We start from the raw sequence: 12,628 nt of genomic DNA on the forward strand, positions 1-12,628 counted from the left end.
TTTTTTCATAAGGCAACAATTCAAGTACAGTTCGCCAGCGTAACCTAAAACATGTAGTTAATGCTGGGTGTATGTCACAACCACTATATCTTGCGAGTATTTAGCTGACCACTAGACAGACCCCGCGAATGACCCTGCATAGATTGGATGCTAGTTATATGGTCCTAGTGACTCGTAGATTGTAGTCATTAAGTGCCTGATGCAAACACCTGCGTTGAAGATCGCGGGGGCCAATCGGCACAAAAAATATAAGAGACTGATTCAAAAGGATTTAATATGTTTATCGTTCTTGTGGTCAACCGCTCACGAATACCCCAAACTAGATGATGACCCAATGAACTCCTGAGTGATGATTCGCATTGGGCTGCCATCAACAACCCCCAGACGGAGGCGCAGACTAATCATGACTCATGTAGAGCAATCTCCCCCAACCAGCAATCTATCTGTTCTGGAGTCGCTCGGTCTACCACGTAACTGGCTAGCCGCCCATCAGCACATAGTGTCTGGTGTATCTCCTGAGATCGTCGTCAAACTGAGCACGCTATTGGGGTCTAATACCCGAACAATTTGCCAGATGATTGGCATTAGCCGAGACACACTGAATCGCCAAATCAAACGGGGCAATCGCTTATCGACAGCTCAGGGAGATCGCGTTTACTGGGCAGCCTTAGCAGTGGACGCAGCCATATCCCTACACCGGGGAGATACTGCTAAAACGATGAGATGGCTCACCCGCTCTGCGTGGGGATTAGGTGGTGAAAAACCGGCCGATGTGATTACTACGCCTATGGGAGCGCAGGCAGTTATCGATCTTGTCGGCCGGATTCGGCATGGCATCCCCTGTTGATTAACAGTTCATACGTGACCATAAAGCACCAACAATAGGCTCATCTGGTGAGCCGATCACCCCGACCAATCGGCTCATTTGATGAGCCGATCACCTCGACCAATCGGCTCACTTGATGAGCCGATCACCTCGACCAACCGACTCACTTGATGAGCCGATGACCTCGACCAATCGACTCACTTGATGAGCCGATCAACACAACCACTCAAATCGTGGTTAGATAAGCTCTCGATTGCCTTCAATTTTCCCAAATTGATCAGGGTCTGCGGGTTGATAATCATCCGAAAACATATTCATCAACCGATGCTCCTGTCTCAGGTTGGCCAGCGCCCCAAAAAAGCAGCCTTCACATAGGTGTACCTGATATCGTTCACCATCGTGCTGCGAACCATAACCCCAGCAAGCTTCCAGCGTGCCGAATTCCTGCGTACCGAGCGATTTAGTAGTACTAGCACCACAGACATCGCACAAAATATCGACGACCTGTGTGGTAGGAACGATTGCTTCGACCTTCATGGCAATACTCCTCGTTGTGATGCCTGATATCAGAACCTGTATAGGTATCGATGGCGAGCATCAGGGCATAGGATGTTGAGCGGCATACGCCGCAACCAGCCGCACAGCCAATGCGTAACTGAGCGGTAGACGTGTTTTGTATTTCCTCAGGCAGTCTGGCCTATCGACTGCCCGTTCCAGTGCAGATAGAGAGCTTGCCTGCTCGGCCAGCAGCCCCAGTTGCTCAGCCAGTTTCCTATCCCGTTCTTCCCAATCCACACTGGGATGGTGAACTGCTCGCTTGGCGGCAGGTAACTGTTGATACAACCAGGCACGATCATGTTTATAGAGCCAGGTGAAAGCCGTTCTGCACACCTGCTCGACAAAGCCTCGACTAGCATCAGCATGTTTTGCCAAATATGCAGCCACCGTTACACGGTGCTCACGGAGACGGTTAACCCTTCTCAAATGCCGTCGCCAGTCAGACAGCCCTTGGTGGCTCTGAATAATGGCTTCGACCGCCCCGACAGAAACGCCATGACTGTGCGCGATCTGCTGCCGTGATCCCCCCATGAACGCCTGACGCCATATTCCCCGCTCAACTTCAGCTGTAATGCGCTTGGCACGGTGATCAACCGGTTGATTGTGTCTCAGGGCGAGTTGCTTGATATAGCCGATGCTGTATCCGGTCTGGCAGGCAATCTGTCGCATGGAAACCCGCTTCACCAACAATGTCAGTATTGCTGTTTCTGATAGCTGTCCGTCGCTAGGCATAGTGGATTGTATCTGCACCGCAGCTGGGCTACTGATAGAAAAAAATTCCGCTGGGCTACGGCTTACAAACGCCATCAGCATCACATGTTTCAGGTAGTGGTGACTGCGGTCACCGTGCACCAGCCCCGAGACGTATCGATAGTTGGCCAGCCCCGGCGGCACTATTGGCGTTATATCGGCAAACAACCCCTGCCAGAACTCCGTCATGGCCTGCAACAGGGGCTGGCTACGCAGATGGCCTCTGGCCGTCAGATAGCCCTGTTGCCCGAGCCATCGCTGGTACAGCTCAGCTAGCGACTCCGTTGGCGACTGGACGCACAGATACCGATGCATAGCGGTGATATATGTAGAAAGTTTGATTTCCTGTTCAGATGGACGCGATGGTTCACAGGGTATCTCGGGATCCGGTATTAGCAGTCGCCGATCAATACCTCCCGCACTGGCCGCCAGGGTTTGCAATCGTAGCTCATGCTTGGCACAGGCCGTGACCCCATACAACTGGTGTACCGTATGCCAATACCCACACCCGAACTGCTTTTCATCTTCTAGAAGACAGGCCGGACACCATTTCAGGCAAGCGCCACCGACCCTTAGTTTGCTGGCGGCTTGTCCTGACAGGGCCATTATTCCCCTCCCCTCACCCAGCATGGCGGCAGCCAGGGCGTGGACTTGGTGCTTATTGTTCAGCGTCAGGGCGAACAATGGGAAGGCCGAGCCGTGGTGCAGCAGGTATTGCGGATCCACCCCCGCCGCCTGGGCAGCCGCCTTAATATGGCCTGGTAATGCCGGATGCAACCGAACAGCAGGACAGTGGAATAGCTGGTTACAAAAATGGTTTCGATCACTGTATGCCGAATGAACAAAATACTGGCTGACCCAGCTGTAGGCCGACTCGCCAGGAATATAGGTGGGGATCACCGAGGTCAACACTGATCACCCCTCAGATCCCAAGAGCCCCACCAGATCGACGCCTGCATGCTGCAACATCATTAGATGGGCCAGAGGGTGCAACGGATCTCGGGCTGACTTCTCATGGTAGCCCCGTGCATTGCGCAGCTGTGGGGGTAATTGCCATACCTGACCTGGCCCCCCACTATTGGTGAAATACGCAGTAAGTGCCAGGGGATCACATTGCGAGTCCATCTGCTGAAACCACGCATTGATCGTTTTGATACTTTTGACCGTGCGCATCGCCTCGCCCGAGATGCCCATCGAATCAGTCACCAGCTGAGTTAGCGCACACAGGGTGAGAGCACTCGCGGACTGGGCTAATGCCAGCGACGCCAACTCAATCTCTTTCATCCGCTCGGAAAAATGACCATCGTATCCCCCCATCCAGTGCCCACAATGGGGGCAGAGGCCCTCGTATGGTGGGATCAGTTGTTCCGACAATAATTTGGCAGAAAAACCACAGCCTGCGCAGTGACCAGACAAACCGCATTGATGCCGATAACAATGGAACACTCCTGGTAGTTGATGATCTCGGTGGTAGTAGGGCATACCATGGAGCTCATAATCCTCGGCAATACAGTCTGCGCACCAGCGCCAATATTGGTGTTGTACATTGTGCAGGCCAGTCACCCGTAACCGAAGCTGAGAACGGCCCGCCAGTGCTGATGTCACTATCCTCTGCTCATCCGGAGTCAAAAAAGAAGCTAAATAATTGCCGACAGAGTGATCCTGCCACGCACGTTGAACGTGTCGGGCCCGAAATTGGGTATCGAGGACAGGATCGTCGGGATGACATAAACGATGGGGACGGATTTGTGGGCTGCTCAGCCCCAGCACCTGGGCCGTTGCAGTAAACGTCCCGTGCGTGCTCAGCACATGCATCCGGCCAACTACCGCCCCTAAATGCTCACCAGGTAGCAACTCCAGCCGATGGAGGATCATTTCCACGACCCCTTATCTACAGAGTAACCGAGTTGCCCCAGCAATGAATCCGGGGATAATTGCTCTAAAGTTTTTAGCTTCTTTTCCTCTGTTTTTGGCAGCTTTTTGGTGATTTTAACCTCGCCTTGCAGCAGGATTTCTCCTTCTGCTGAATATGCGTCTCCATCAACAACCTGACTATTTCCCACTGATTCGAGCAGTAACATCGGCGATAAGTCCTCAAATTGGTAGTAATCACCTTTACGCAGAGCACTCAACGCAGGCTGGAGGATTTTAAATTCGCGATTGAAACATAGGTCCAATGCTGCGATCGAGAGATCTTGATCTGTTGGTTTCAGCAGGGTTAGATATGATAGCGTGGCGCGAACTAGACTGGTTGCAATAGCCGGGATACCGGCACTCAAATAATGTATATGTTGGCGTAACACATCCTCTGATGTTTTCTGGTTTTTCAGAAATCTGGTTTGACATATCAGGCGGATAAAACGCAGCCAAAATGAGCTATTTATATCGCAGCTAACCAACTGCATAAATCCATTTTTAGTTGCTCGGCGGGTTAGCGTCATTTCGCTATCAAACAATTTCATCGTGGCCAATGTTCCGACAAACATCAACGGGATCCCCACTCGATTTAATAGTTCCTCTAAAAATTTCATGGTGGTTTTCTCGTTGTTACTGATCACTTCATTCTTGGCAGACCTGGCCAGGTTTTGCGCTTCATCAAGGATCAGCAAACCAACCCCATGGCCGATAAACGATTTTTGCACTACCGAAATCAACTCATTAACAGAGCGGTTCCTATGGGTATGGCTATAACTCTCACCAGTGACAGCGTCGAGTGATTCTAACAAGTTCAGCAAAAGTGCTTTTTGGCCACGGCGATCATGAATTTCAATGTACAGATAGGTCACCTGCACTCGACTCACAATAATTTCGTGACCATGCAGGTCCGTATAGCGATCATGCTCTATCGTTTGTGGTATCTGTTGGCAAATTTGCCTAACCATCGTGCTCTTCCCACGTCCGCTGAGCCCTAGCAGTAACAGGCTATACTGAACAGACAACCCAAGACTCAGTACATGAGAGGCTTTCCATGGCTCGGCTTTGTCACGATCAATTGCAGCTAATATCCGGCGCACATCTGCCCCCACAGGATTGCGTCGAGTATACCCGGCCTCGATCATTCGTCGTATTTGGTCATATAAACGGTACGCCTCATCTGGAGAGGTATACACGTCCGCCAGTTGATCTATGGCAGTGCGGATAAAATATGAATGCAGCGATTCATCCACCCCTGCAAGATCCAGATCACACTGAAAAGGGATCTCACAGTTCGCATAAAATTGTGCCGTTGAGAGCGGCAAGCCAAGCCCCTCGATATAGGGGTTTCCCCGATATTTTGAATTGGGATGTGGGTAATATTGAGGTGCGGCCATGACTATTTCTCCTGAACTGTAAATATTGTCGGATCAGCAAGGTTCTGACTGGGTGTTTTTTTAATATAATTATCTTGCTGATATGTATTTCTTAAATCAGCAGCAATAGCCATTTCCTCATGATGACGTTGCAAGTTCCCTTCGACCTGTTTATGGCTTTTCATTCCTGACTGTATATTTTTTGCAGTGGATTTTTTCAGTCCACGATTAGTTTTTCGAATTACCTCATCACATTCGCGAAAGTCCATTTCTAACACTGCGCGAGCATTGAATCTCTTCTCATCTAACGCAGCCAATTGTTGTTTAACAATATACAGGCGATGCATGACATTTGCCCAAACCTGATTCCGATATGCCTCACTGCGATCTGTCAGCTCAACCTGATAGACCTCATCACTATCTTCAGTTTTAAACCAAAGATGATTAGTACATGTATCTATGTACCTGACTCTGATTTTGAAACGCCCGAGATTTTTCGCCTGATCCAGCCACTGCATTCGAACAATTTCATTACTGCTATAGTAAAGGCCTCGAAAAAATATCCCCTCAGCACGCACCGTAGCCTCATCCTCTGGCAACAGAGCAAATCGCAGGCGGTCTATGGGAACAGGCCTCACCATCACTGAATTTTTCAGACCCCAGTTCCATACATCACGAGGAGTAAAACCAACCCCATCACGTGACATTTCTAGGTTGTGCGAGGTCACGCGCTGACGATGATTATTTGAATAGATAATGATATTAATAAGCCGATACATGAACTGTTCATACGTCAGCAGGGGGCGACGAGATGCGTGCTGATCCTCCTTATGTGGATACTTAACCACCTTGCCTGCCTCGAACGGGACCGCTAGAGTCTGAATAATGTCGAAAGTTTTCTCCACTTGGCCTTTCATATCCCCGCGATGATAGGCATTAAAATTACCAACTGTGACACCAATGAGTCCGCGCAGCAGGCTGCAAATATTGGTATCAGTATTCTCAGAGCCCCGGTCGAACGTTAATTCACGACATGGTAAATTGCAGGGCCAGTCAGCCTCTTCGATCTCCACACCATACTGCCGACAAAACTCTTGCTTACTGCTCATCGCATTGAATAAAGCCTGGCTTGCTCCATGCCAACAAGGCGAGTCGAAACCAACATGCAATCCAACAATCATACTGCTGGCGGTATCAACGACAAAATATATAACCGGTCTTCCAGTACTCAGTAGTTCATCGTTACTATACGGGTAACGGATGTAAACATCGGCAATAGTACTGTCTATTTCATATCGTGACGTTGGCCCCCGCAGGCCCGCACGGGCAAGACCTGGCTTTCCTGCATGGTCACGAGAGTAATTAATACTGCCTACTCGTTTTTTTAGGAACGTGAGATTACTGACGAATTTTTTTAGATGATATTTAAATATCCTTGGTGATATTAAATCTTCCCTATGAAGTAACATTTTAATTGGTTCTGCTACGTCACAATCCTCAACACCCTTCGGTAAAACATTGACACACTCATATTTCAAACAATAGTCAAAGTATAGCTCTGACAGCCTCACGTCTGAGCCAGATTTAATAGATTTTGAAAAACGCTCAATTTGTATAATATCTCGCCGAGTAATGCCACGATATGGTGTACCATATCGAGTAATTGGGCCGTTCTTGGTTGCTCTCTGACCTAAGGGCACATCTGGCAATTGAAAGTTGCTGCCACAATTAAAATAGTGTGGGAGCAATGAATTTGGAAATGATCCAAAAGTGAAATAACTGTTCAATTGAGCGCAAATGTATTTCCTACTTCGACCGGAATTTTCAATCAACGTTTGCAATATACCACTTGCATCACCATATAAATAGCGATGTAACAATTCAGGCTGACTAAGCAACGGACTGATTACAGCCAGCCTCTCATTGCGAATCTTGATCCATTGAGGTTCTAGCTCACTATCAGAGGAAAACAAAATTTTTGGAAATTGATGTTCAGCAAGAGTCCACTCACCACTTTCAATATTAGACTCGACATTCTCGATTAATAGATTAGTCGGCCGTTTTGGTGGCCCATCTAATAATTCACTTACAGCTAACAACCCCATGTCATAACAAATAGAAACAATCAGAAACTCTGAACCACCATTTGTATTAGTGATCAGTTTCTGGTTAACTCGCATGGACCACCTCGTTGAATGGCACAGGCCTATATAACTCTAAACGTTGTGTAAGATCAACGATGATAACACCATGATAAACTGCATATTGAAATACACATTTCACCTGCACGTCAGAAACATTCAACTCCTTGGCCACCTGCTGGATCAACACTAACAACGTATTTGAGGGATGGGCAATCAGGTGATGTTTGATACGTCCCAATACAATGAGGTATATGGTCTCAGATACCTGTATATACTCAGGCATATCAAAGCACTCACGTAGAAATTCCAGATTATATATATGTATTTTATTGAAGCTTTTTTCCGTTAACAACACATGATCAATATTTTGAGTGCGCCAATACTCAAGAGCAATTTTCTCTTTTGCTCGTGTTCGATTAACGACTCGGGGACTTGTGATCGCAGAATCCAGTGCATCGGAATATTTAAAGCTGTATGCTGTCAATCGTGCTTTGCCACTATCGGATTGCCTCAGCACGACAAAATCCTGAGTCATAGTTTTAGCTGGGATGCGGCCACCATAATTCGCCCGCTCTTTGTAATTACCAGGATGGACAATGTGCAGAGATGCCGCAATTTTGAGCGTTTCATGCAGTGGTAACGGATACTGTTCGAGAATGTCGATAACGGTTGGATCGCGTTCGAAATAGAAAAATGGTGCCCTCTCGCCACGACTCAGCAGATGATGCTCACGCCGAGTTTTGTGACTATACACAATCTGCCCCTGACCATAGGTATGGGACTGCCGCACCGTGACCCAGGGCCGATACCCCCGAGCCTGGATACTGCGGTTGTACCGTTCTGTTTTTGCGATCTCCGCATCGGTGACGATGGGCTGCTGAACCGTTTTTTGCTGCATGACTACTCCTACCTGACTTGCATACAACCTAGTAACTGGGCAGGGAGTCGTCAACCGCAATAGCGCACGTAAGGCGTTGTTTTTACTTATTTATTTTTATAAATAATAACTATCGACGCTATCATGGCAAAAATGCCACACTCAACAAAATTTCATTTTTTATCTTAAAAAACATAGAGTTATAAAAAATCACATAAGCATACATAATCACGAATATTTATTTTTATAAATAATAAGCAAATATTTTTTATTCCTTTTTTGACATAAGAGGGTGGCGGATATAGAACATTATTCTGAGGCGATTGGTGATTCCGCTCAGAAAAAATGTCCATTTTGGGCTACAAAAGGCTCCATGCGAAGAGCAATCAATGCATCCATACCAAAAAATTCAGCCCGGCAAGGGTGGCCTGCCGGGCTGTGGGTGACTGACGAGCGGATAACTCACGTCAACAAGCGATTAGACATGCCATCCAGCTTCGCTTTGGTCTTTTCCCAACCGGGCATCACCTGACTCATCAACCGGTAAAACTCAGCCTGTTAGAGCTCGCCAAAGAGCTCAATAACGTCAGCAAAGCCTGCAAGCTCATCGGCTACAGCCGTCAGCAGTTCTACGAAATTCGCCGTAATTACCAGACCTATGGTGCCGAGGGATTGCTCGACAAATTGCCCGGCTGCAAAGGGGTTCATCCCAATCGGGTCGCTCCCGAGATTGAACAGGCCATCCTCGATTACTCCCTCACCAGACCAACCCATGGCCCACTGCGGGTCGCCCAAGAACTGGCTCTGCATGGTATCAACGTCAGTGCCGGTGGAGTGCGTGGCGTGTGGCAACGGCACGACTTGCTCTCCAAACACGACCGCTTGCTGCGCCTTGAGAAAACGCACCGTGTGCATATTCCGGCCGATCATGAACACCGATTCCGGTTCAACGTAAACACCATTTCCGGACCAATGTGAACGCTCATTCCGGCTCAACCTGAACACTTTGCCCCTCCTTTCCGGAAACAGTGTTCAACATCCCGGAATCACTGTTCACATTCACCAGAATCATCCTTAACGCATTGATTTAACAACCTTTGATACGCTCTCCCTTTTGCCAGGGAAGAGCCTATGTCTGCCAAGAGGATTGCAATGCGTAAAATTCGTGAAGTGCTGCGACTGCGGCTGGAAGCTGACCTCTCTGTTCGCCAAATCAGTATCTGTACCAAGGTCAGTGTCGGCTCCATCCAGAAACTCCTCAAAAGTGCCCAGGCGCTCGGCCTTAGCTGGCCCCTGCCCACCGAGCTTGATGATGGCCGACTGGCTGCCCTGTTTTATCCGCAGGCCGATACCACCATATCGGCCTGCCATGTCGTGCCGGATTGGCCCTCTGTCCATCAGGAGCTCAAGCGCAAGGGGGTCTCCAAACAGCTGCTCTGGGAGGAGTACACCCAGCGCTATCCCAATAGCTGTTACAGCTACTCCCAGTTCTGCGACCGTTACAAGTCCTGGTGTCAGTTGCAAAAGCGCTCCATGCGCCAGATCCATAAGGCGGGGGAAAAGCTCTTTATCGACTACTGCGGGCCCACGGTGCCCATCGTGTCGCCGACCACGGGTGAGGTCCGTCAGGCACAAGTCTTTGTCGCCGTGCTCGGTGCGTCCAACTACACCTTTGCCGAGGCCACCTGGTCACAGTCACTGCCGGACTGGCTGCAAAGCCATGTCCGTGCCTTTGAGTTTTTCGGCGGGACACCGGCACTGCTGATCCCCGACAACCTCAAGAGCGGTGTCAGCAAGGCTTGCCGATACGATCCCGAGCTCAACCCCAGCTACCAGCAGTTGGCCGAGCACTATCAGGTGGCGGTGATGCCAGCTCGTCCTTACAAGCCCAAGGACAAGGCCAAGGCGGAGGTGGGTGTGCAGATCGTCGAGCGCTGGATCCTGGCCCGTCTACGCCATCAGACCTTCTTCTCGCTTGCCGAACTCAACCAGTGCATCCGTGCCTTGCTGAACGAACTCAACGAGCGTCCGTTCAAGCAACTGCCCGGTAACCGACGTGACGCATTTGAGCAGTTGGACCGCCCGGCACTGGGACCACTGCCGGTGCATCCCTATCGCTATGTCGCCATCAAAACGGTCAAGGTCAACATCGACTATCACGTCAGCTATGAGCGGCACCATTACTCGGTGCCACACCAGTATGTGGGTCAGCAACTGGAGCTCCATGCAGGCGACACACTGCTTCAGGTCTATCACCAGCAACAGCTGGTCGCGAGCCATCCACGTAAAACCATCCCGGGGATGAGCACGCTCCCTGAGCACATGCCGGAACGTCACAGCAAGCAGCAACGCTGGACCCCAGGGCGTCTTAAACAGTGGGCTGCTGACATCGGACCGAGCACCTTGTGCTGGGTTAGCGAACGGTTGGAAGAGAAAGCCCATGCCGAGCAGGCATACCGACTCTGCCTGGGGCTGCTGAGTCTTAGCCGGGAGTATCCGCCATCACGGGTTGAAGCCTGTTGCCAGTTGGCCAACCGGGAAGGTCTGGTGCGACTCAAACAGCTCAAGTCGGTGCTGACCAGTGGCCGCGACCAACTGCCCGCAAGCCCGCTGAGCTACCCAGAGTTACCGCAAGAGCACGAGAACATCCGTGGTCCCCAGAGCTTCCACTAAAGAGGATACGCCCCATGACCCAACAAACCCTGACCCGCCTGAGAAACCTGAAACTGACCGGCATGGCGGATGCCGTGCAACAACAACTGGAACATGCGAGTACCTACGAAGGGCTGCCCTTCATCGAGCGGCTAAGCCTGCTGGTCGAACACGAACAACTGAGCCGGGAGCAGCGTAAGCAAACTCGGCTGGTCAAGCAGGCAAGGCTCAAACTCCAGGCCACGGTGCAGGAGCTGGACTACCAGTCAGCACGCAACCTGGAGCGGTCACAGGTAGCAAACCTGGCCCAAGGAGAGTGGCTGCGCCGGGGCCAGAACCTGCTCATTACCGGCCCCTGTGGCTGTGGAAAAACCTACCTGGCTTGTGCGCTGGGCTACCAAGCCTGTCAGCAAGGGCATAGCACTCGTTACTACCGGCTGCCACGTCTGCTGCTTGAGCTGAGCCAGGCCAAGGTAGATGGCAGTTACGCCAGACTGTTGGGTCAACTGGCAAGGATAGAGCTGCTGATCCTGGATGACTGGGGACTGGAGGCGGTGAATGCCGAACAGCGCAACGCACTGCTGGAGATCATGGATGATCGGTATGGGAAATACTCGACGATAGTGGTCAGTCAGCTGCCAACTGAAGAGTGGTACGCGAGCTTGGGTGACAACACCCTGGCAGATGCGATCCTGGACCGGCTGATGCACAACGCTCACCGGCTGCCACTGAAGGGAGAATCGATGAGGAAGAGGAGAAGTGAGTTGACCCAATCTGAACAGTCGAGTTAGAAACGAGATGACGTGAGCGCGTTAAGGATCAGGGGGTTCACGTTGGCCGGAATGGCTGTTCAACTTCGCCGGAATACGCACCGTGAGCAGACCATTGAGCTCAATGACGAGCAAATTCGCCTGTTAGAGCGCTTCAGCCCCGAGTTTCGCGAACGTCAGATTGAGGTCCACTACACCGGGGAACTGGTGGCGGTCGATACCTTCTTCGTCGGCGCGCTCAAGGGGGTTGGTAAGGTGTATCTGCAAACAGTACTGGACTGCTACAGTCGCCACGCCTGGGGGCTCTACACCAGCAAGCTGCCGGTGACCTCGGTCCATGTGCTCAATGAAACGGTACTGCCGTTTTTCGAAGCCCACGAGGCACTGATCTATACCATCTTGTCGGACAACGGGCGTGAGTTCTGTGGACGACCTGACCACCATCCCTACGAGCTGTTCCTGCAACTGGAGGGGATTGAGCACCGGACAACCAAGGTACGCAGGCCGCAGCGCAACGGCTTTATCGAGCGACTGCATCGCACACTGCTGGATGAACACTTCCGTATCAAGGGGAGGACGACCTGGTATGAGTCGGTAGAACAGATGCAGGCAGACCAGGATAGCTACCTGGAGCACTACAACACCCAGCGGCCACATCAAGGCAGGATGATGGAGGGTCAACCCCCCTACAACATGTTCAAGAAGAGTCTGAAATTGATACCGAAGGAAGTGCGCACTAAAATAGCGTAAACAAGACACCG

The 12,628-nt window shown here is 50.6% G+C and carries 9 protein-coding genes and 2 pseudogenes; 5 read left to right on the forward strand and 6 right to left on the reverse strand.

The genetic code is table 11. The features are described 5' to 3' along the window. Positions 1 to 403 precede the first annotated feature (403 nt). Complete coding sequence (locus C2U37_RS21775) at positions 404 to 847, forward strand: antitoxin Xre/MbcA/ParS toxin-binding domain-containing protein (RefSeq protein WP_077097823.1); 444 nt, start codon at positions 404 to 406, stop codon at positions 845 to 847. Positions 848 to 1,063: 216 nt separating this feature from the next. On the opposite strand, the gene C2U37_RS21780 is transcribed toward C2U37_RS21775, so the two are convergent. Genes C2U37_RS21780 through C2U37_RS21805 form a run of 6 tightly spaced genes read right to left on the reverse strand, consistent with a single transcriptional unit; the run spans position 1,064 to position 8,466 of the window. Continuing rightward, a complete protein-coding gene (locus C2U37_RS21780; RefSeq protein ID WP_024941359.1) occupies positions 1,064 to 1,363 on the reverse strand; it encodes a hypothetical protein in 300 nt (99 codons plus the stop codon). A 60-nt stretch (positions 1,364 to 1,423) separates the two neighbouring features. Next, a complete protein-coding gene (locus tag C2U37_RS21785) occupies positions 1,424 to 3,046 on the reverse strand; it encodes a TnsD family Tn7-like transposition protein (RefSeq protein WP_077097821.1) in 1,623 nt (540 codons plus the stop codon). Positions 3,047 to 3,049: 3 nt separating this feature from the next. Further along, the gene (locus tag C2U37_RS21790) at positions 3,050 to 4,009 is read right to left on the reverse strand and encodes a TniQ family protein (protein ID WP_077097819.1); all 960 of its coding nucleotides are present in this window, start codon (positions 4,007 to 4,009) and stop codon (positions 3,050 to 3,052) included. After that, complete coding sequence (locus C2U37_RS21795; protein ID WP_077097817.1) at positions 4,006 to 5,445, reverse strand: AAA family ATPase; 1,440 nt, start codon at positions 5,443 to 5,445, stop codon at positions 4,006 to 4,008. The genes C2U37_RS21790 and C2U37_RS21795 overlap by 4 nt, the downstream gene beginning before the upstream one ends. Before the next feature lie 2 nt (positions 5,446 to 5,447). Beyond that, on the reverse strand, positions 5,448 to 7,604 hold the full coding sequence (locus C2U37_RS21800) for a transposase (protein WP_077097815.1): 2,157 nt from the start codon (positions 7,602 to 7,604) through the stop codon (positions 5,448 to 5,450). Next, positions 7,594 to 8,466 (reverse strand): TnsA endonuclease N-terminal domain-containing protein, encoded by an 873-nt coding sequence (locus tag C2U37_RS21805; RefSeq protein ID WP_077097813.1) that lies wholly within the window; start codon positions 8,464 to 8,466, stop codon positions 7,594 to 7,596. The genes C2U37_RS21800 and C2U37_RS21805 overlap by 11 nt, the downstream gene beginning before the upstream one ends. 507 nt (positions 8,467 to 8,973) lie before the next feature. Here C2U37_RS21805 and C2U37_RS21815 point away from each other — a divergent pair. The 4 genes and pseudogenes from C2U37_RS21815 to C2U37_RS21830 all read left to right on the forward strand — a co-directional run. Beyond that, positions 8,974 to 9,354 (forward strand): annotated as a pseudogene (locus tag C2U37_RS21815) (helix-turn-helix domain-containing protein); the annotation flags it as partial. Positions 9,355 to 9,576: 222 nt separating this feature from the next. Then, complete coding sequence (gene istA, locus C2U37_RS21820; protein WP_104453043.1) at positions 9,577 to 11,118, forward strand: IS21-like element ISAs29 family transposase; 1,542 nt, start codon at positions 9,577 to 9,579, stop codon at positions 11,116 to 11,118. 14 nt (positions 11,119 to 11,132) lie between these two features. Beyond that, entirely contained in the window at positions 11,133 to 11,888 is a 756-nt protein-coding gene (istB, locus tag C2U37_RS21825; RefSeq protein WP_077097809.1) for an IS21-like element ISAs29 family helper ATPase IstB, read from the forward strand. Positions 11,889 to 11,963: 75 nt separating this feature from the next. Further along, positions 11,964 to 12,617 (forward strand): annotated as a pseudogene (locus tag C2U37_RS21830) (integrase core domain-containing protein); the annotation flags it as partial. Between the last annotated feature and the right edge of the window lie 11 nt (positions 12,618 to 12,628).

The sequence above is a fragment of the Aeromonas sp. ASNIH1 genome (assembly GCF_002934285.1).
Lineage (GTDB): Bacteria > Pseudomonadota > Gammaproteobacteria > Enterobacterales > Aeromonadaceae > Aeromonas > Aeromonas caviae.